This window comes from Amycolatopsis sp. NPDC051071 (assembly GCF_040682875.1).
In the GTDB taxonomy this organism is placed as follows: Bacteria; Actinomycetota; Actinomycetes; order Mycobacteriales; family Pseudonocardiaceae; genus Amycolatopsis.
Map to the genome: position 1 here is coordinate 87,011 of NZ_JBFBBY010000002.1, position 20,559 is coordinate 107,569.

Genomic DNA, 20,559 nt, shown 5'->3' on the forward strand with positions numbered 1-20,559 from the left:
GGTTGGGTCTGGGCCGGTACAGAGTCGTGCTGGTCGCGGTATCAATCTCGCTACAGTGGAGAGTTGCCTCAAATGAGCTCGACGGGAGTCTCGTCCCTGCCCGGAAAAGATGTCGGCACCGAAGAAGGCGCCCGGCGCCGGTCGGTGAACCCGGAGCAGATCCGGGACGACCTGATCGACGCCGCCGCGGCGTTCGCTCCGGAGATCGGCGACCTGATCCGGCTGTACTACCGGCACATCCCTGCTGAAGAGATCCTCGGCGACGACCCGGTCGACCTCGTCGGCGCCGTTCGTTCGCATCTGCAGCTGGCCAAGCACCGGATGCCCGGCCGCCCCGCGGTGCGCCTGCTGAACCCGACCGGCCCCGAAGACGGCTGGACGCGTGAGGCCACCGTCGTGCAGGTCGTCACGGACGACATGCCGTACCTGGTGGATTCCGTCGCCGCCGAATTCGCCCGTGACGGCGTGCAGGTGCAGCGCATTGTGCACCCGATCGTCGTGGTCAGCCGCGACCTGACCGGTGAGCTGCTGGAGGTCCACCCGGCAGCCGACCCGGCCGAGCCGCCGTCGAATTCGGCCGCCGAGTCGTGGATGTACATCGAGATCGACCTGGTCACGGATCCGAACCGCGCCCGCGAGCTGGACAACCGGCTCTCGTCGGTGCTGGGTGACGTCCGCGAGGTCGTCGAGGACACCGACAAGATGGCGGAGACGGCGCGCCGTCTCGCCGGCGAGCTGGACACGAATCCACCGCGGCTCTCCGCACACGAGGTCGCCGAGGGCGCCCGGTTGCTGCGCTGGCTCGCCGAGGGGCACTTCACCTTCCTCGGTTACCGCCGCTACGAACTGATCGACAACCCGCACCCGGACAGCGACGAGCCCGCCCTGCGTGCCGTGCTCGCGTCCGGGCTGGGTGTGCTGCGCCAGGACAGCCTGGCCGCTCGCAGTCTCACCGCCGGTCCCGACACGGCCGCGTCCGCGCTGGCGCCGACACTGCTGGTGCTGACCCAGGCGAGCGCGCCGTCAACGGTCCACCGCCCGGTGTATCCGTACTACGTCGGCGTGAAAACGTTCGACGACAACGGGCACGTCACCGGCGAGCACCGTTTCCTCGGCATGTTCACCACCACCGCCCTGCACGAGAACGTGCTGGACATCCCGGTGGTGTGCAACCGGGTCCGCGAGGTCATCCACCGCGCGGGCTTCCCGATGGAGTCCTTCTCCGGCCAGCGGATGCTCGAGGTGCTGCAGAACTGGCCGCGTGCGGACCTGTTCTCGGCCGACACCGATTCGCTGTACTCGACGACCACCGGCGCCATCACGTTGTCGGATCGCAGACGGCTGCGGTTGTTCCTGCGCCACGACCCGTACGGCCGCTTCTACTCGTGCCTCGTGTTCCTCCCGCGTGACCGCTACACGACCCGTTCGCGGCTCGCGATGCAGGAGGTCCTGCTCGACGAACTCGAAGGCACGCAACTGGAATACAGCGCGCGCATCGGCGAGACCGTGCTCGCGCAGGTGCACTTCATCGTGCACACCGACCCTTCGCAGCGGTCGGAGCCGGACACCCTCCGCATCCAGGAACGGCTCAATGAAGCCGTTCGCGGCTGGGACGACCGGATGGTCGAGGCGATCCTCGCCGAGCGGCGCGAACGCGCTGGGGACAGCGGTGTCGCGATCGGCCTGCTGGGCGAGGAGTCCGCGGGTGAACAGGGTCAGCGGTTCGCCGCGGTGTTCCCCGAGGGCTACAAGGAGGACTTCACCGCCCTCGAAGCACTCGCGGACCTCCGTGCCCTGGAGGCGTTGACCGACGAGGGCGACTTGTCGATGTCGTTCTACCTGCCGGCCGACGCCGAGCCGGGGGAGCGGCGCTTCAAGCTGTACCTGCGCGGAGAGGGAGTCACCCTTTCGCAGGTGTTGCCGGTCCTGCAGCGGATGGGTGTCGAGGTCGTCGACGAACGCCCGTACGAATTGCGCCGCGAAGACGGCGGCCGGTCCTGGATCTACGACTTCGGCCTGCGGATCGATCCGCAGGTGCTCGACCACGCCGATGACGATCTCCGCACCCGCTTCCAGGACGCGTTCCACGCCGCCTGGCGCGGCGACTGCGAAGTCGACGGCTTCAACGGGCTCGTCCTGCGTGCCGGGCTCACCTGGCGCCAGGCGGCGATCCTGCGGGCCTATTCGCGGTACCTGCGCCAGACGAAGATCCCGTTCTCGCAGGAGTACATCGAGAACACCGTCCTCGCGCACACCGACATCGCCACCGCGCTGGTGCGCCTCTTCGAGACCCGGTTCGATCTCGCGCTCGGCGACGAGGTGCGCGCGTCCCAGGCCGAGCAGCTGACCGCCGAGATCGGCGACCTCGTCGACGAGGTGACCAGCCTCGACGAGGACCGGATCCTGCGACGGCTGATGGCGGTCATCCTCGCCACGCTGCGCACGAACTATCACGTCACCGACGCCGACGGGAAGCCCCGGCAGTACCTGGCGCTCAAGCTCGACCCGAGCGCGGTGCCCGAGCTGCCCGAGCCGCGGCCGAAGTACGAGATCTTCGTGTACTCGCCGCGGGTCGAGGGTGTGCACCTGCGCTTCGGCGACGTCGCGCGTGGTGGCCTGCGGTGGTCCGACCGCCGGGAGGACTTCCGCACGGAGATCCTCGGCCTGGTCAAGGCGCAGGCGGTCAAGAACGCGGTCATCGTGCCTGTGGGTGCGAAGGGCGGCTTCGTCGTGAAGCGCCCGCCGGTGGCGACCGGTGACCCGGGTCTGGATCGCGACGCCCAGCTGAACGAGGGCATCGCCTGCTACCGGATGTTCATCTCCGGCATGTTGGACGTGACCGACAACCGTGTCGAGGGCAAGACCGTCCCGGCGCCGGACGTGGTCCGCCACGACGGCGACGACAGCTATCTCGTGGTCGCGGCCGACAAGGGCACCGCGAAGTTCTCCGACCTCGCGAACGAGGTCTCGGCGCACTACAAGTTCTGGCTCGGCGACGCCTTCGCGTCCGGTGGTTCGGTCGGCTACGACCACAAGGCCATGGGCATCACCGCGAAGGGTGCCTGGGAGAGCGTCAAACGCAACTTCCGTGAGCTGGGCAAGGACACCCAGACCGAGGACTTCACCGTCGTCGGCATCGGCGACATGGCAGGCGACGTCTTCGGCAACGGCATGCTGCTCTCGGAGCACATCCGGCTGGTGGCGGCCTTCAACCACCTGCACATCTTCCTCGACCCGAACCCGGATGCGGCCTCTTCGTTCGCCGAGCGCCGCCGCCTGTTCGACCTGCCGCGTTCGTCGTGGGAGGACTACGATCGCTCGCTGATCAGTGAGGGCGGCGGCATCTACTCGCGGGCAGCGAAGACGATCCCGATCAGCCCGCAGGTCCGCGAGGCGCTCGGCCTCGGCGAGGACGTCACCGCGCTGGCGCCGAACGATCTCATGCAGGCGATCCTGCTGGCCCCGGTCGAACTGCTGTGGAACGGTGGCATCGGCACCTACGTCAAGGCGGAGAACGAGACCCACGCCGACGCGGGTGACAAGGCCAACGACGCCTTGCGGGTCAACGGGAACCAGCTCCGGGTCAAGGTCGTCGGCGAGGGCGGGAACCTGGGGCTGACCCAGCTCGGCCGGATCGAGTTCGCCCGCGCGGGCGGCAAGATCAACACCGACGCGCTCGACAACTCGGCCGGCGTCGACTGCTCCGACCACGAGGTCAACATCAAGATCCTGCTGGATCACCTGGTCGCGACGGGCGGGCTGGGCGCCGAGCAGCGCAACGAGCTGCTGGAGCAGATGACCGACGAGGTCGGCGAGCTGGTGCTGGCCGACAACTACCGGCAGAACGCCGTGCTCGGCGTCAGCCGGGCGCACGCCGGACCGATGGTTTCGGTGCACCAGCGGCTCGTCGCGGCACTGGTCGCGAAGGGCGCCTTCGACCGGAAGCTCGAAGCGCTGCCGAGTTCGGCGGAGTTCCGCGCGCTGGAGAAGGCGGGCGAAGGACTGACGTCGCCGGAGCTGGCGACGCTGCTCGCGCATGTGAAGCTCGACCTCAAGGACGAGTTGCTGGCGAGCGAACTGCCGGACTCCGAGGTGTTCTCGCGCCGTCTGCCGGAGTACTTCCCGAAGCCGCTTCGGGAGCGCTTCGGCGACGCGATCTTCCAGCACCCGCTGAAGCGCGAGATCATCACAACGATGGTGGCCAACGAGGTCGTCGACGGCGCCGGGATCTCCTACGTCTTCCGCCTGATGGAGGAGATGAACGCGACGGCGACCGACGCCGTCCGCGCGTACGCCGTGGTCACCCACGTCTACGACCTGCCGTCGTTGTGGAACGAGATCGACGCGCTCGACAACGTCGTGCCCACCGAGGTCGCGGACTCGATGATGCTGGAGACCCGCAGGCTGCTCGACCGGGCCGCCCGCTGGTTCCTCACCAACCGGCCGCAGCCGCTGGCCCCGCTCGCCGAGATCAACCGGTTCGGCCGGGTCGTCGGCGAGCTGGCCCCGCGGGCACACGAACTGCTTCGCGGTGTCGAGTGCGCGTCGGTGGACGCGAACACGGAGCGGCTGGTGGGGAAGGGTGTCCCGGCGGAACTGGCGGAACGCGTGGCACTCCTGCTGCACACCTTCGGCCTGCTAGACGTCACCGACGTCGCGGAGATGGCCGAGCAGCAGGCGGGGATCGACGCGGTGCACACCCCGGCTGAGACCGCTGGCCTGTACTACGCGCTGTCCGACCACCTCGGCGTCGACAAGATGCTGACCTCGATCAGCGGTCTCGAACGGGGCAACCGCTGGCACGCGCTCGCGCGGCTGGCGCTGCGGGACGACGTCTACGGTTCCTTGCGGGCGATCACCCTGGACGCGTTGCGGCACAGCGACGCGGGCTCCGACCCGGACGAGAAGATCGCGCACTGGGAGAAGATCAACGCGTCGCGGCTGCAGCGGGCAAGGGTCGCGCTGGACGAGATCAGCCAGTTCGGCAAACTCGACCTGGCGACGCTTTCGGTGGCGGCGAGGCAGATCCGGAGCACGGTGAGGTAGTGAGCTACATTTCCCTGATCCGGCCACGCTGGTCGGATATGGACGTCTACGGGCATGTCAACCACGCGAATCTGGTGACCCTGCTCGAAGAGGCGCGGATCCCGCTGCTGTTCGGCGATGCCGTCCGTGCCGGTCTCACCGAGCTGCCCAAGGGCATCGTCGTGGTGAAACTGGCCGTCCATTACCGTTCGCCGATCGTGGTGTCCGATCAGGACATCCGGGTGGAGATCTCGTTGAAGGACTTGAAGCACGCCAGCTTCACCCTCGGCTACAAGGTGCACAACGGGCCTGCCGGGGGGGACAAGGTCGCGGTCACCGCGGAGACGGTGCTCGCGCCGTTCGACACCGGGTCGGCGCGGCCCCGGCGGCTGACCGAGGACGAACGCGCCTTCCTGGAGAAGGGGTTCGCGGATGCCTGAGCTCGTCATCCCGGACGCGGGCGACCGCGAAACCCTCGGCGCGTTCGTGGCCAGGGCGGTCCGGCTCGACCAGAACACCCTGGTGCGGCTGCGGCAGCGCGGGGACGGCGTCGTCGAGGCGTGGAGCACGACTCCGTTCGAGGTCCTCGCGACCAGGGCTGTGGCCGGTGACATCACGCCGTCGGACGTGACGGTGTCCGGGAACGAGCTGCTCGCCGCGCTGACCATCGCCGGTGGCGAGCGGATGGACCCCGGCCCGGCCCGTGACCTGATGTGGCATTCGGAGCTGCCCGCTTCGGGACGCTGGCAGCTGATCGACGAACTGCCGGCGACGGTGATCTCCGAACTGGCCGATCGCGGCGTCACGCTGGCCCGCGACAACGTCGGTCCGCACGGCAACCCGCCCGCTTCGCTGATGGACCAGGCGGTGCTCACCGTCACCGGCGGCGAGCAGGAGATCAAGGTCCAGATGCGGTGCTTGTTCGCCCTGTCCGGGATGGGCTTCCTCGACTCGTCGATCGCCGACGACGTCGTCCGGGTGACCGCGACGGATTCGTGGATGCGCATCGACGCCCGCTACGGCGCCGTCCTCAAACGGCGCCACGCGCTCCTGCCGCTGCTGTTCTGACGGGTTTCTTACCGCTTCACGCCGCGGGTGGCTTCCGGCCGCCCGCGGTGTCAGGCTGTCCGCATGAGCGACAGTGTCCCTCGCGACGACGGCAAGGGCGGGGAGGACCCGACCGCGGACTTCCTCGCCGAGGTCCGGGCGGAGGAGACCCCGTGGCGGACCGAACGCCCGCCGGGTGAAGAAGCCCCGGACCGCGCCGGACGTCCTGAGCGGTTCGGCCGGGCGAAAGCCGCCGGACGGGCCGCCGCGCAGGCCGCGCCCTACCTCCAGGCCGCCGCGCTGGCGACCTGGATCGTCTCGGGCGCCGTCGGTGACTCGGGCGACTCCGGTTCCGGCGACCTGGGCTCCTCCGGCGACGCCTGACCCCCTCCGGCGACGCCTGAACTCCCACAACTAGTCCTCTGGTTGCGGTAGTTGGCATCGCGAACTGCCGCAACTAGAGGACTAGTTGCGGAGGGGGCTAGATCTTCGAGCGCATGGTTCTCATGCGTTCGATCTCGGCGGACTGGCCGGTGATGACCTCCTGCGCCATCTCCTGCGCCTTGATCTCCACCCCCTTGCCGAGCTGGGCTTCGGCCATGGTCAGCGCGCCCTGGTGGTGCGCGATCATCAGATCGAGGAAAATCTTTTCGAACGCGGGCCCGCCGGCCGCCCGCAAATCCGCGAGCTGGGCTTCGGTCGCCATGCCCGGCATGAGGGCGTGCTCGTGCCCGCCGCCGTGCCCCTCGTGTCCCGCACCCGGCACCGGCTTGCCGCGATCGGACAGCCACGTCCGCATCATCGCGACCTCGCCGTCCTGAGCGACCGAGATCCGGCCGGCGATCGCCCGGATCTGCTCGTTCGCCGTCTTGCCCGGCACCAGGTCGGTCATCACCTTCGCCTGCTGGTGGTGGGGGATCATCATGGTCATGTACTCGACGTCGGCTTCGTTGGGCTGATCGCGCTGAAGCGGGCCGGGGGCGACGGTGCCTGCCTGCTCACCCGGTTTCCCCGGAACAAACACGGGCGCGCTCGAAGCCGGCGGGGCCGGGGGTTCGTCGGCGGTGCAGCCCGAGACGACGAAAGCGACGGCCACCAGCGCCGATGTCAAACTCTTTTTCATCCCGGGAGATCCTCCATTGGTCGGTATCTGCTGAGCCTAAATAAGGAATAAGGTGCGCGTAAAGCTGGGTGGAAGGAGAGCCATATCGTGCTGAATCCTGGGCTGAAACGCCGCTTGACCAGGGGCTTCGTGTCGGCGGTCGCTGTTGCCGCCCTCGGCGCCTCCAGTGCGTTCGTCGCACCGGCCGTCGTCGCGGAGCCTTCGGCGACCACGATCCCGGGTGTGGACGAGATCGTCCACAGCCCGAATCTCCGGTCGATCGCGAACGTCCCGCAGCAAGGACCGTTCACCAAGGACTCGACCGGCACCGACATCGCGTTCACCAAGGGCCACGCGATCATCGGCACGTACGACGGCTTCAACGTCTTCGACGTCCGCAACCCCTACCGCCCGAAGATCGTCAGCCAGGTCCTCTGCCCCGGCGGGCAGAACGACGTGTCGATCTCCGGTGACCTGCTCTTCGTGTCGACGGACTCCTCGCGCAGCGACAACTCGTGCTCGAGCGTCCCGAAGCCCGCGTCGGACAAGTCCGCGTGGGAGGGCATCAAGATCTTCGACATCTCGAACCTCGCGGCGCCGAAGTACGTCGCGGCGATCGAGACCGACTGCGGTTCGCACACCAACACGATGGTGCCGGACAAGAACGGCAAGAACGTCTACGTGTACGTCTCGTCGTACGCGCCGGCGGCCAACCTGCCGGACTGCCAGCCGCCGCACGACAAGATCTCGATCGTCAAGGTCCCGCTCAAGGACCCGGCGAAGGCCGAACTCGTCGCGAAGCCGGTGCTGTTCCCGGACGGCGGCAACGCCGGTGGCCCCAACCCCGACGGCACCAACCGTTCGGCGACCACGGGCTGCCACGACCTCACGGCGCTGCCGGAGAAGGACCTGATGGCCGGTGCCTGCATGGGTGACGGCGTCCTGTTCGACATCTCCGACCGCCTCAAGCCGCGAGTGCTGAGCCGTGTCCAGGACAACGTGAACTTCGCGTTCTGGCACAGCGCCACCTTCAACAACGACGCCAGCAAGATCGTCTTCACCGACGAACTCGGCGGCGGCGGCATGGCGACCTGCCTGGAGAAGTTCGGCGGCACCCGCGGTGCCAACGGCATCTACGAGATCACCGGCCGCGGCGACAACCGCAAACTGGAGTTCCGCAACTACTACAAGATCCCGCGTCTCCAGTCCGAGACCGAAAACTGCGTGGCGCACAACGGTTCGCTGATCCCGGTGCCGGGTAAGGACATCATGGTCCAGTCCTGGTACCAGGGCGGCGTCTCGGTGTGGGACTTCACCGACGTCACGCGGCCGAAGGAGATCGCGTACTGGGAGCGTGGCCCGCTGTCGAACGAAAAGCTCGTCGGCGGTGGCACCTGGTCGGCGTACTGGTACAACGGCTACATCTTCTCGTCCGACATCGTGAAGGGTCTCGACGTCCTCGACCTGAACGACTGGCGGACCTTCCCGGCGAAGTTCGTCCGGCAGAACGAGTTCAACGCCCAGACGCAGTACAAACTGCACCCGGGCTTCAACTGATCCACTAGCGTGAGATGAAAGTCCCCTTCATGGCGAATTTTGCGATGAAGGGGAGGTCGTGAGTGATTTGGGTCGTTAGAACGACCCAAATCACTCACGACCACCGCCACGCACCCGCCTGCCGTGAGCTCCCTAAACCCAGCATGCCCCCGATGTCACATTGGGGACGCTGAACGTCCCCAATGTGGCATTGGGGGCAGGGGTGGGGTCGGGCATATGCAATGGTGGGCGTACCCCTCGAGAGGAACCGAAACGCCGGTCACGACCCAGCCGACTGCCCCGCCAACGGCCGCCTTCAGTCCTTCTGCAGGAAGAAGTACGCGTACCGTTCGTCCAGTTCGTTCTTCGGGACCAGCTGGATGGCCTTGGGGGTGAACCCGCACCGCTCGGCCAGTTGCCAGAAGGCGTCGACGCGGTACGTCGTCATCGCGGCGAGGCCTGAGCGGTACGAGCGGCGCCGGGAGCGGGTCCGCCAGGTGCCGGGGTCGTACTTGACCTGGATCAGCGCGAGTCCGCCGGGCACGAGTAGTTCCCGCGCGATGCGGAGGAGGCGCTCGCCGTACTCGGGCGTCGGGATCAGCTCGAAAACGTAGAAGCTCACGTAGACGTCGCAGGGTTCCTTGACGACTGAAAGCGCGGATTCCGGGTTCGCGACGTCGATCTCGACGGCCTGGAAGTCCGTCTGGCAGACGTTCGCGACCTGTTTCCCGCATTCGGCGAGGGTTTCGGCGGAGATGTCGACGCCGATGAATTCCTGGGCGCGTGGCGCGAAGTGGATGGCGTTGGCCCCGCCGCCGCAGCCCCATTCGATGACGCGATTCCAGGGGCGGTCAAAACCGGCGAGCCGGGCGCCGCCCTCGAACATGTCGAGGTGCTGTTTGCCGATTTGTGACCAGAGGTCGTTACCGTCGAACGTACCGGCGTCGCGCCAATGCGAATTGTCCTTCCATCTCTTCTCGCCGGGTTCGTTCCAGTATCCCTGCGAGTCGGCCGAGATGGCGGACTCCGATTGTTTGGCGCCGACCGTCGCCAGCGCGCGCTGGCCGAGGTCTTCCGCTTTGGCGGCGATCTTCTTGGCGAACGAGATGACAGACATGGGGGTAGCCGTTCCCTTTCCCGGTGCGACAGAAAAGACGCCGTTCACGACGCCCGTCTGGACATCGCTTTATCCGTGAGCAGTGCCGCCACCGGCACCACCGCGAGTGCCACGCCGAAGCCGCCCAGCGTGTCAGTCGGGTAATGCGCGCCCATTGTTACCTGGGCCCAGCCCATCGCGAACCCGGCGAGTACGACCACGACGACCACCAGCACCGACGCCCGGCCGCGACCGAGTCCGCCGAAGAAGCCGAGGGCGGCGGTAAAAGCCAGCGCGGTCACGAAACCGGTGTGCCCACTGGGATACGAGAGGAAATCGCCGTGGATGTACCGGCCGGTCAACGGTTTCAGCCCGCTGGTCAGGCCGACGGTGATCAGCACCGCCACCACACCGGCGACGGCGGTGCGGGGACGCCGCGCGAGAAAACACGCCCCCAGGAACAGGAGCATGACGATCACCGAGCCGATGGGCTCGCCGAGGTAGTCGATCACCACGCCGATGGTCCACCACGGATCGTCGGACCAGGCGAGCGCGTCGACCAGCACCGCGTCCATCCCTGTCGGCTCGGTGGTCCCCGCGTACAGCAGCAGGAGCACGACGGCACCGAGAAAACCGGCGACGGCGAGGACGAACGCGGTGGGGCGGAGCACCGGCGGCAGGGCCGGGGGTGCCGCCAGTACGCCCGTCTTCACTCCGCGGCCACCTGCTCGGCGGCCCGGATCGCGCCTTCGTACCCGGAGATCAAGCGGTCCAGCCCGACCTCCGGGGTGAATTCCTGTTCGTAGACCATCCGCGCGGCCTTGCCGAGTTCGTGGTTCCGTTCGACGTCGCCGACGATCTCCCGCAGCCGTCGCGCCAGCGACTCGTCGTCGCCGGGTTCGTGCAGCAGCCCGGTGACACCGTCCTCGACAAGCTCGCGGAACGCGCCGTGCGCGGCGGCGACGGTCGGGACGCCGGCGGCCATCGCCTCGACGACCACCAGCCCGAACGTCTCCAGCCATTCCGACGGCGCCACCGCGACGGCCGCGCGGGTGACCAGCTCGGCGCATTCCGCCTTGGTCCGCAGGCCTTCGTAGCGGACGTCGTCGCGGCCTTCGGCCCAGCGGGCGACCTCGTCCTGCATCGGGCCGGTGCCCGCGATCACCAGCGGCATCCCGAGCCCGCCTGCCGCGGCGAGCCGGTCCCAGGCCCGCATGAGCAGGCCGATCCCCTTCTCCGCGGTGATCCGGCCGAGGAACAGCACATGCTCGCCGGTGCCGACGCGCCTGATCCCCGGATCGGTGACGAAGTTGTACTTCACCGCCATCTTCTCGGCGGGCATCCCGGCGGCGATCAGGATTTCGCGCTGCGCCCGCGAGATGCAGAAGAACCGCGAGATCCCGGTCCACCAGCGATTCCGGTTGACCACCAGGCTCGCCGCCATCGGCACGGTCGCGAGGCTCGAACCGCGGTAGCAGCCGTGCCGCACCGCGGGCACCGGCGTCCGGCCGACGCAATCGGTGCAGACATGGCCGTCGCGGTACAGCGTGCCGGGCGGGCAAATCAGCGTGTAGTTGTGCACCGTCGCGACGGCGGGCACGCCGACGTCCGCGCACGCCGCCAGCACCGACGGCGAAAGCAGCGGGAACGTGTTGTGGATGTGGACGACGTCGGGCCGCTCTTCGGTCAGCCGCCGGGCGAGATCCGCGCGCACCGCCCGGTTCCACGGCACCCGCAACGGGACGACGGCCTTACGCGGCAACGACATCGCGGAGATGTCGTCGCTGCGCCGTTCGAAGAGGCCGACGTCGTGCCCGGCGTCCGCGAGCAGCGCGACCTCCTGGTCGACGACGTTGTTCTCACCGCTCGGTTGTTCGGACCGATAGCGGTTGTGGACCACGAGGACCTTCACGCAGGCTCCTTGGCCGGGATGTACTTCTTCTCGACGACGGTTTCGGACGGCGTCCGCACCAGCAGTGACGCCGCCAGCGCCAGATGCAGCAGGTACGGCGAGGCGTCGCCGAGTCCCGCTTCGGTGTAGGACGCGGAAAGGCAGTAGGTGATCAGGAAGATCGCGCAGGCTCTGGCCAGCGACGGCGGCCGCAGTGCGGCGACCACGATCAGCACGAGCATGAAGGCCGCGACGATCGCGATCCCGACATAACCCTGTTCGTGGTAGACCGCGAGCCAGCTGTTGTCGATGGGCAGGCCGATGTAGGACTTGTTCGTCAGCCCGACACCGAATATGTACTCGCCGAGGGTGCGTGGATCGGACAGCAGCGCGTCCCAGACCTTCGCCCTGCCGGTGAGGCTGGAGAAGTTCTCCTCGCTCTGTCCGCGCAGGAACCAGGCCTGCAGCAGCGAACCGAGGGCGACCGCGACGACGGCGGCGGTCAGCGCGACCCCGGCGAACACCTTGCGGGCCCGCGCGCTGGACATCCACAGCGAGAGCAGGGCGAGCAGGACGCCGGCGATCAGGCCGAGCATCGCCGTGCGGGTATGCGTCAGCAGCAGGATCCCGAACGACGGGACGATGACGATCAGCGCGTTCAGCCGGTCGAGTTCGCCGCCGAGCCACAGCAGCAGGGTGAGCCCGATGACCACCGCGGCGTACTGCCCGACCTGCGGCGGGGTGAGCGGCCACAGGGTGCCGGTGAGCCGTCCGCCGTACTCCTCGGCCAGCGCCATCCCCGGCGACGCCGCCAGCCCGACGACGACCGTCACCAGCACCACGGAATAAGTGCGGATGTGGTGCCGGACAAGCCGGATCCCGCCGTCCCACCAGCGGGTGAGCAGCCACAGCGTGCTGACGAACAGGCCGAACCGGAAGCAGCGGAACAACGCGCCGTACCCGACTTCGAGGTTCAGGCTCGCCAGGAGACTGAGAATCGCCAGCACGGTGAGCAGCAGCAGATACGCGCTCGGCCGGATGCGGAGCCGGACGTTCAGCACCAGCGCGACGCAGAACGCCAGCACCAGCGACCCCATGGTGACCAGCTGGATCACCGACCGCGGGATCGGGATCACCGTCGTCGCGCCGGTGGAGCCGAGGGTGTTGAGGATCAGCAGTGCCCAGACGAGGGCGACCGCCTTCGGCATATCCGGCGACTGCGAAGGACGCTCGACCCGCGGGAGGCGCGGAAAGCGGGTTCTCCTGGCGGTTTCGCTCCGCATGTCAGCCTCCTTGGCGGGTGTAGGTGGAGCCGGTGTCCTGTTTGTACGGCCCGCCTTGCCATTCGCCGATGCCCAGGCTCCGGCTCGGCTCGAAGCCGATGAAGTTCCACGGCCCGGCGTAGGTGTTGTCGTGCCACCTGTTGCCTTGGTTGAAGGTGATGGCCTGCTGGACGACCTCGCCCTGGTACGGCGACCAATCCGGGTACGTGCCGAAGTTCGCCAGTACCGCCATCCGCGCGCACGTGCTCTCGCAGCCCGCGACGGCCGGATCGAGGACGAACCGGTTGTGGTGGATGTCGACGCGTTGCGTCTTCCACCGGCAGTCGTCGTACAGCGGGCCCGACGCGATCGCGGGCTTCGCGCAGGTCTCGTGTCGTGGCACCAGCTTCGTGCAGGCACCCGACGACGTATTGGCCGGGCTGTTGCAGAACCGGTCGGAGTTCTCCCACAGCGTGATGCCGTTCCAGTTGTTCTCGAGCACGTTCCCGGCGATCTCGACCTTGTCCGTCCGCGCCTTCACCCTCGGCTCGCCGCCGGACTCGGAGAGGTAGATCGCCGCCACCGGGAAGCTGTCACCGCGGTCGATGTAGGACTTCCCGTCCACCCAGTTGTTGCGGCGCACGGTGTTGCCGCGAATGACGGCGTTGTAGCTGGTCTCGTAGAGGATCGCGGTGCTGTCGTTGCCCTCGACGAGATTGCCCTCGATCAGGAAGTCATTGTTGTTCGTATCCGCCCACAGCCCGACGCCGCGGTTTTCGTGCACCCAGTTCCCGCGCACGTCGGCGCCGTCGACGGCCCAGAACTTGACCCCGCCGGTGCAGCCGCAGCCGTCGACCTTCCGTTCCCAGTCGCCGGTGTTGTTGCCGGTGATCTCGTTGCCTTCGACGAGGAGCCCGGTGATCCCGTTCTCGCCCTCGTAGGCGTTCATCCCGTACTGCCCGTTGTTCCGCAGGCAGTTCCCCCGCACCTGCTGCCGCGCACCCGCCATCAGGCCCGCGCCGTCGTTCTCCTGCACGGTGTTGTGCTCGATGACCCAGCCCGGGGCCGAATCGTGGTTGACCACGCCTTCGTCACGCGGGGCCATGAACCCGCGCACGGTGAGGTACTGGAGCTTGACGTCGGGACCGCTGCCGGAGAAGGCGTACTGGTTGATCCTCCGGCCGTCGAGGATCGCACCGGGGCCGCCGAGGTAGACGTTGCCCGCCTTCGGCTGGACCTGGTCGAACCGGTCGTCGCCGAGCCGGTGCGTGCCCGGGGCCAGCCAGAACGTCGTCCCGGGTCCGGCCGCCCTGGTCTTCGCCGCGAGATCACCCGGTACCGCCGGATCGACCGTCACCGCTCCCGCCGGTGCCGCCGCCGGGCCGGGTGGCAGCTTGTCGCACACCTGCGCCACCGCGCCGGACGGCGCCCGCGCCGGATCCGGTGGTTTCCCCGCCTCGTCGGCCGGGTCGGCGGTGCAGGAGGCCAAAACCGTCACGGTGGCCAGGAGGACCGGCAGGACGACTCGGCGGAAGCGGTGCGGTCGGGAGGTCACAACGTGGGTTCCTCGGGGTCGAAGGTGAGCACGCTGGACAACGTGCCTTCCGCACCGGCGGTTCCGGCGCCGAGCAGGGTCCACGCGGGCTCGCGGCGGCCGAAGCCCGCCGAGTACCAGCCGAGCGGCGGGGTGGTCTCCCCGCGATGTGCCGACCACGTGAGCTGCGAAGGCAACTCCAGCGATGCCCCGCGTTCCTGACCGTCGACCGTCCAGGACAGCTTCGCGGTGTCGCCGGTGACGGCGACCTCGACGGCGGGACCGAAGTGGAACGCGAGACGGCACGGACGTGCCTCACCACCGTCGACGTCGTCAAGAATCCGCAGCTCAGCACCGTCCAGCTCCACCGAACGCCGGTGGAGCGCCGGGGCGTAACCGTCGTGCTCGGCACTCCATCGCGACGGGGTTCCGGCGGCGATCACCTTGGTGACGGCGTGTTTCGTCCACAGGAACGGCCCGCCGGAGACGGACTGGTCGCTGCCGCCGAGTTCGAGTGTGTTGTGCCCGGCCGTGGACCGGAAGTACGAACGCCACTTCGGTTCCCCGTGATAGCAGTACGTTCCTGGGTCGGCGAGGATGTCGACGCCGTCGTGCCGGACCTCGACCGAGAGCGCGTCGGCGTGCGCGTGCGCGGCGATGGACAGGAAGCCGTGCGGCCCGCCGTCGCAGCGGCACCAGATGTCGCCATCACGCAGGATGGTCATCCCGGCGTCGGCGAAGTCGTCCCGCCGCCGCACCGGACGCGCGGCACCGATGTGAATATCCTTGGCCAGCGCGGAAAAGAGCGGCGTGCGGACGTCGCCCTCCCGTACCTCCGGCCACCAGTCCAACCGTCCGAAAAGGACTCCGCCGGTGGTGATCAGTGAGCCCCAGCGGCTGGTGTCGTCACCGTCGACGACGATCCCGAAGCCGTCGTCGGCGTCACCCTGCCTCGGGGGCCGAAGCCGGCTGTCCACAAGGGACGCGAGTGCGTCGGTCATCCGGAGCAGGACGAGCCAGGTCGACTCGGGCACCGCCACGCCGGCGGCCTTCGCTTCCAGTGCCCCGGCGAGTCCGAGTTCCAGGACGAGCCCATGGTACTCGGTAGCGAGTTCACGGTTGATGCCGGAGCCGAAGGTGTTGTGCGCCAGCATCTTGTCCAGCGACGCCAGTGCCGAATCGCGCCACCGGCCCGATTCCGGGAACCAGTCGAACGCGCAGGCCGCGGCGAGCTGTCCGGCGTCCTCGGCGATCACGTGGTTGTTCGCCGACGAGCCGCGGCTAGGAAAGGCGGCCAGCCAGCGCTGGTGGTGCCAGATCTGGTTGAGCGCCACCGGATTGTCCTCGAACAGCGACGACGTCTCCGCCCAGCCGTCGAGCAGCCGCCGGACCCACACCCAGGAAAGCAGCCGGATGCCGAGTTCGATCCCGCTGACCCAGTGCACCCCGCGCATCGGCGGATTGGCCACCCACCACGACTTCAGATGCGCGGCGACGCGTTCGGCGTAGCGGTCCTCACCGGTCAGGGCGTACGCGGCGGCCAGCACGGTGAGATGCTGGTGCCGTGACGGCTCCCAAATCTGCTTGATATCGCCGACAGCCTCTTCGCTCCGGTACGGGATGTCGAAGGAGTACACATCGGACGGTGCCCGCCGCCCGGTCTTCGGGTCACGCGACCAGTCCGGGTCGACGAGGTCGTCCCGCTCGACGCCGAAGTACTCGGCGCGCCCGTCCATCAGCCGGTCCGCCTTGACGACCAGGTCCTTGACCGCGTCACCGGACACGGCGGCGAGGACGTCCTCGCCGGGAACGCGGGCGAACCGCCGGTCCGGCAGCCAGGCCGCCTTCTCCCCCGCGACCCCGCGCCACTGGCGTTTGCGCACGACGTCGGTGACCCGGCCCGCGATCTCGGCCGGTCCCATCCGCGACAGCCTTCGCAGGTACCAGGACGGATCCATCAGCCGAGTCCTTCCTTGGCGTTGATCCGCACCGGCACGCCGGTCTCCAGGCTGCGGTTGACCGCGAGCGTGGCCAGCGTCGTCGAGACCAGCGACTCGACCGAAACCGGCATTGCGACGCCGGTCGTCAGCGCGTTGACGAACGCTTCGAGTTCGGCGGCCTGGCCCTTGTCACGCCCCTTGGGGATCCGCGAGCTGGCCCACTTCTTGCGGCCGAACACCGAGGCACGCGCGAAGTCGTCGAACTTCAGCACCTTGCCGTCGGCGGTGAGGTCGATCGTCTCCTTGGGGAACGCCGAAGAACCGCTGGTGGTGTAGGCGATCGACGCCGTCGAACCGTCCGGGTAACGCAGCAGGATCTGCAGGTCCTGATGCCCCGGCGTCGCGGTGGCGTACACCGAGACCGGGTCGGAGCCGAGCAGCCGGCTGACCGTGTCGATGAAGTGCCCGCCCTCACCGGCGAAGCGCGAACCTTCGCTGTCGAACTGGTTGTACCAGCTGTTGGCGTCGAGCTGACCGGCGTTGATCAAGTACCGCACCGAAGCCGGGCCGATCCGCGGTCCGAAGTGGACGACCGCTTCGTTCAGCAGCGGCGCGAACCGGCGGTTGAAGCCGACCTGCAGCCGGTCGTTGCCGGATTCCTCGATCGCACCGAGCACGATTTCGAGTTCCTTCTCCGACAAGGCGAGGGGCTTCTCGACGAAGACGGCCTTGCCCGCGAGCAGCGCGCGCCTAGTCAGCTCGGCATGCGAGCTGTGCCGCGTCACGATGAACACCGCGTCGATCGAGTCGTCTTCGAGCATCGAGTCGACATCGGTCGTGGCCTTGGCGAAACCGAACTTGCGCTTGGCGTTCGCGCCCGAGAGCGCGGACGTGGTGACGACCTCAAAGAGGTCCATGTACTCCATCTCCGCGAGATGCGGCAGGAGCATCGAGGACGCGTAGTTGCCCGCGCCGATGAACCCGATCCGCAAACTATCCGGCTTGGGCACCGCACGCGTGGTCACCGTCTTCGGCATCGCGACCTCGGCGACCTGCGCGGTGGCCGTCGCGGTGCGCTTCTCGTACTCGAACAGCACCGCGACGGCCTTGAGCTCGCCCTCGTTCAGCTTCCGGTACGTCTCGACGGCGTCGGAGAAGGCCGAGACATGCGAGATCAGCGGCTCGACGTCGAGACGGCCGCTGCCCATCAGGTCGACGACGCATTCGAGGTTGCGGCGTTCGGTCCACCGGACCTGGCCGATCGGGTAGTCGCGGCCTTCGAGTTCGTACTCCGGGTCGTAGCGGCCGGGGCCGTACGAGCGGGAGAACCGGACGTCGAGTTCCTTTTCGTAGTAAGCGTTCCACGGCAGGTTCAGCGAGCATTTGCCGATGTCGATCACCCGGCCGCGATCGCGGCTCAGCTTCGCGGCCAGCTCCACCGGCTCGTTCGTGCTGCCACCCGCGGCGAGGTAGACCTGGTCGACACCGTGCCCGGCGCTGATCTCCGCGACCGCGGTGTCGATGACGCCGGATCCCGGATCGGCGCACCTGAGCGCGCCGAGCTGTTCGGCCAACGCGCACCGCGTCGGGTCCGGGTCGACGCCGACCACGCGCACACCGGAGGCGACCAGCAACTGCACCACCAGCTGGCCGATCAGGCCGAGCCCGATGACCAGCGCGATGTCACCGATCTGCGGTTCACCGCGGCGGACACCCTGCATCGCGATCGAGCCGACCGTGCCGAACGCGGCATGCCGCGGGTCGACGCCGTCGGGCACGCGGGAGTAGAGGTTCTTGGGCACCCAGTTGAGTTCCGAGTGCAGTGCGTGCTCGTTTCCGGCGCAGGCCACGTAATCCCCGACCGTGACGTCGTGCACACCGGCGCCGACCTCCTCGACCACACCACAGAGCGAGTACCCCAGGGGGGTGTACGAATCGAGTTTGTTCATCGCCTTGCGGTAGGTGGCGCCGAGCCCGTTCGCCGCGACGCTCTGCATCACCTTCGCGACCTGATCCGGCCGCGCCTTCGCCTTGCCCACCAGTGAAAGGCTCGCCTCGGACACCTTCATCATCTCGGTGCCGGCGGAGATCAGCGAATAGGCGGTGCGGACCAGCACACCCCCCGGTTTGCACGCGGGGGCTCCGACGTCGAGGAGCGCCAGCTCCCCGCTCTTGTAGTTCTGCACTACCTGCTTCACGTCGCTCCTAGGAGGCGTTCGCGCGGGCCTCGACGGCGCCGCGATACCAGTACTCGAGGGTCAAGATGTGCCAGAGGTGCTTGGACCGGTCCTGCTGCCCGGACGCGTCTTCGTCGACGAGCCGTTGCAGGGCCTCACGCCGGAGGAAACCGGCCTTCACCAATTCGCCTTCGTTGGTCACCTCACGCACCAGTGGCGCGAGGTCGCGGCTCATCCAAGCCCGCAGTGGTGCGCTGAACAGGCCCTTCGGCCGGTGGACGATCTCCGCGGGGAGTATCGACAGCGCCGCTTCCTTCAACGCCATTTTCCCTTGGCGCTTCACGATCTTCTTGTCGCCGGGGATCCGGAACGCGGCCTTCACGACCTCGATGTCGACGAACGGCGTCCGCACCTCGGTGGAGGCGGCCATACTCGACCGGTCGGTGTAGGCGAGGTTCAGGCCCGGGAGGAACAGCCGGGAATCGGCGAGGCACATACGGTTCACGAAGTCGGACAACGTGTTGTCGTGATAAGTGTCCGCGTGCTCGGTGAGCACGTCGTCGACGGCGCCGGCGAGGTCCGGGTTCAGCAGCCCGACGAGTTCGGCCTGGTCGTACATCGTGTAGCTGCGCCGGAACGCGGTCTCCTCCGGCAGTTCCGCGAACGAGAGGAACCGCTTGGCGAACCGCACCGAGCGGAACCCGCGCTTCGACGTCGCCACCGGCAGTCTGTCCACAACGGACTCGATGGGACGGCGCACCAGTCCCGGAACCCGTTGGTACCGCACGGCGAGCTTGTTCGCGAGATGTTTGCGGTACCCGGCGAACAGCTCGTCGGCACCCATCCCGGACAGCATCACCTTGACACCCGCCTCGCGGGCGGCGGTGCAGATCAGGTAGCTGTTGATCGCCGCCGGGTCGCCGATCGGCTCGTCGAGGTGATACGTCATCCTCGGCAGCAGATCCAGCACCTGCGGCGCGATCTCGATCTCGTGCAGGTCGACGCCGAACTTCGCGGCGACCTTCTTCGCGTACATCAGGTCGTCCGGCATCGCCTCGAACTTGGCGTCCTCGGCCCGGAAACCAATAGTGTACGCGGAAATCCCAGGCTGCTCACGCGCGGCGATCGCGGTCAGATAGCTGGAGTCGAGCCCGCCGGAGAGGAACGTCGCGACCGGCACGTCCGAGATCAGGTGCTTGCGCGTGGAGTCCTCGATGACGGCGTTGAGATCGAACTCGCCCTCGTACGCGGCGCCTTCCTCGGCGACCTGGCGCAGCGACCAGAAGGTGCCGCGGTCCAGGTCACCGTTGGGCCGGAAGCGTGCCCAACTGCCCGGCGGCAGCTTCTCGGCCTCACGGAACGCACAGCGGCCGTCCGGAACCCAGTAGTAGAGCAGTGAAGCGACGAGTGCGGTGTCGTCGACGGTCAGCGAGCCACCGAGTTCCGCGGCCAGCGCCTTCAGCTCGGACGCGAACACGACGCCCTTGCCGCGGCGCACCAGGAACAGCGGTTTGATGCCCAGCTGGTCGCGGACCAGCACGAGTTCACCGGAACGCTCGTCGAAGACACCGAACGCGAACATGCCACGCAGCCGGTGCAGTCCCCCGGTGCCCCATTCGCGCCAGGCCTCCAGCAGGACCTCGGTGTCGGACGTCCCCCGGAACCGCACGCCGGCGGCTTCGAGTTCCTTCCGTAGCTCCGGCGCGTTGTAGAGCTCGCCGTTGTAGGTCAGCGCGAGACCGTCCTTGACCATCGGCTGCGCGCCGGTCTCGGTCAGGTCGACGATCGAGAGCCTTCGGTGTCCTAAGTGGACTTCTCCCTCGCCTGCCCGGTGGTCGTACCGCCCCGAACCATCCGGTCCGCGGTGGGCGAGGGTTTTGGTGAGCCGATCGGTGAGCGGTCCCCCGTCCGGCCAGAAATAGGCCCCTGCGATGCCGCACATCTGCTTA

General features: G+C 68.0%; 14 protein-coding genes. 5 read left to right on the forward strand and 9 right to left on the reverse strand.

The genetic code is table 11. The annotated features are described in order from the left end of the window. The first annotated feature begins 72 nt into the window (after positions 1–72). From AB0M65_RS01175 to AB0M65_RS01190, 4 genes are all read left to right on the forward strand, one after another. On the forward strand, positions 73–5,046 hold the full coding sequence (locus AB0M65_RS01175; protein ID WP_364019487.1) for an NAD-glutamate dehydrogenase: 4,974 nt from the start codon (positions 73–75) through the stop codon (positions 5,044–5,046). Continuing rightward, positions 5,046–5,465, forward strand: a complete 420-nt coding sequence (locus tag AB0M65_RS01180; protein ID WP_364019490.1) for a thioesterase family protein — start codon at positions 5,046–5,048, stop codon at positions 5,463–5,465. The genes AB0M65_RS01175 and AB0M65_RS01180 overlap by 1 nt, the downstream gene beginning before the upstream one ends. Continuing rightward, positions 5,458–6,093, forward strand: coding sequence for a hypothetical protein (locus tag AB0M65_RS01185; protein ID WP_364019493.1), 636 nt, complete (start codon positions 5,458–5,460; stop codon positions 6,091–6,093). The genes AB0M65_RS01180 and AB0M65_RS01185 overlap by 8 nt, the downstream gene beginning before the upstream one ends. 63 nt (positions 6,094–6,156) lie before the next feature. Then, positions 6,157–6,456 carry a hypothetical protein gene (locus AB0M65_RS01190; RefSeq protein WP_364019496.1) on the forward strand — a complete coding sequence of 100 codons (300 nt, stop codon included), beginning with the start codon at positions 6,157–6,159 and terminating at the stop codon, positions 6,454–6,456. 97 nt (positions 6,457–6,553) lie between these two features. Here AB0M65_RS01190 and AB0M65_RS01195 read toward each other — a convergent pair whose 3' ends face one another. After that, positions 6,554–7,195 carry a DUF305 domain-containing protein gene (locus AB0M65_RS01195; protein ID WP_364019499.1) on the reverse strand — a complete coding sequence of 214 codons (642 nt, stop codon included), beginning with the start codon at positions 7,193–7,195 and terminating at the stop codon, positions 6,554–6,556. Positions 7,196–7,282: 87 nt separating this feature from the next. Here AB0M65_RS01195 and AB0M65_RS01200 point away from each other — a divergent pair, with 87 nt between their 5' ends. Beyond that, positions 7,283–8,731: a hypothetical protein gene (locus tag AB0M65_RS01200; protein ID WP_364019501.1), complete on the forward strand. Its 1,449-nt coding sequence runs from the start codon at positions 7,283–7,285 to the stop codon at positions 8,729–8,731. A gap of 295 nt (positions 8,732–9,026) precedes the next feature. Here AB0M65_RS01200 and AB0M65_RS01205 read toward each other — a convergent pair whose 3' ends face one another. From AB0M65_RS01205 to asnB, 8 genes are all read right to left on the reverse strand, one after another. Beyond that, the gene (locus tag AB0M65_RS01205) at positions 9,027–9,827 is read right to left on the reverse strand and encodes a class I SAM-dependent methyltransferase (RefSeq protein ID WP_364019504.1); all 801 of its coding nucleotides are present in this window, start codon (positions 9,825–9,827) and stop codon (positions 9,027–9,029) included. Positions 9,828–9,871: 44 nt separating this feature from the next. Next, a complete protein-coding gene (locus tag AB0M65_RS01210; RefSeq protein WP_364019507.1) occupies positions 9,872–10,519 on the reverse strand; it encodes a phosphatase PAP2 family protein in 648 nt (215 codons plus the stop codon). Further along, positions 10,516–11,718 carry a glycosyltransferase gene (locus AB0M65_RS01215; RefSeq protein WP_364019510.1) on the reverse strand — a complete coding sequence of 401 codons (1,203 nt, stop codon included), beginning with the start codon at positions 11,716–11,718 and terminating at the stop codon, positions 10,516–10,518. Before AB0M65_RS01215 ends, AB0M65_RS01210 begins: the two co-directional genes overlap by 4 nt. Continuing rightward, positions 11,715–12,905, reverse strand: a complete 1,191-nt coding sequence (locus AB0M65_RS01220) for an O-antigen ligase domain-containing protein (RefSeq protein WP_364019651.1) — start codon at positions 12,903–12,905, stop codon at positions 11,715–11,717. Before AB0M65_RS01220 ends, AB0M65_RS01215 begins: the two co-directional genes overlap by 4 nt. A 76-nt stretch (positions 12,906–12,981) precedes the next feature. Then, complete coding sequence (locus AB0M65_RS01225) at positions 12,982–14,514, reverse strand: right-handed parallel beta-helix repeat-containing protein (protein WP_364019513.1); 1,533 nt, start codon at positions 14,512–14,514, stop codon at positions 12,982–12,984. Beyond that, a complete protein-coding gene (locus AB0M65_RS01230; protein WP_364019516.1) occupies positions 14,511–16,451 on the reverse strand; it encodes an alginate lyase family protein in 1,941 nt (646 codons plus the stop codon). Before AB0M65_RS01230 ends, AB0M65_RS01225 begins: the two co-directional genes overlap by 4 nt. Then, complete coding sequence (locus tag AB0M65_RS01235; protein ID WP_364019519.1) at positions 16,451–18,631, reverse strand: bi-domain-containing oxidoreductase; 2,181 nt, start codon at positions 18,629–18,631, stop codon at positions 16,451–16,453. Before AB0M65_RS01235 ends, AB0M65_RS01230 begins: the two co-directional genes overlap by 1 nt. A gap of 7 nt (positions 18,632–18,638) precedes the next feature. Continuing rightward, positions 18,639–20,552 carry an asparagine synthase (glutamine-hydrolyzing) gene (gene asnB / locus AB0M65_RS01240; protein WP_364019522.1) on the reverse strand — a complete coding sequence of 638 codons (1,914 nt, stop codon included), beginning with the start codon at positions 20,550–20,552 and terminating at the stop codon, positions 18,639–18,641. Positions 20,553–20,559: the final 7 nt, after the last annotated feature.

Coding starts and splice junctions, on each gene's coding strand:
- AB0M65_RS01190 (WP_364019496.1), top strand. CDS start 6,157: ATGAGCGACAGTGTCCCTCGCGACGACGGCAAGGGCGGGGAGGACCCG.
- AB0M65_RS01230 (WP_364019516.1), bottom strand. CDS start 16,451: ATGGATCCGTCCTGGTACCTGCGAAGGCTGTCGCGGATGGGACCGGCC.
- AB0M65_RS01185 (WP_364019493.1), top strand. CDS start 5,458: ATGCCTGAGCTCGTCATCCCGGACGCGGGCGACCGCGAAACCCTCGGC.
- AB0M65_RS01220 (WP_364019651.1), bottom strand. CDS start 12,905: ATGCCGAAGGCGGTCGCCCTCGTCTGGGCACTGCTGATCCTCAACACC.
- asnB (WP_364019522.1), bottom strand. CDS start 20,552: ATGTGCGGCATCGCAGGGGCCTATTTCTGGCCGGACGGGGGACCGCTC.
- AB0M65_RS01195 (WP_364019499.1), bottom strand. CDS start 7,195: ATGAAAAAGAGTTTGACATCGGCGCTGGTGGCCGTCGCTTTCGTCGTC.
- AB0M65_RS01175 (WP_364019487.1), top strand. CDS start 73: ATGAGCTCGACGGGAGTCTCGTCCCTGCCCGGAAAAGATGTCGGCACC.
- AB0M65_RS01205 (WP_364019504.1), bottom strand. CDS start 9,827: ATGTCTGTCATCTCGTTCGCCAAGAAGATCGCCGCCAAAGCGGAAGAC.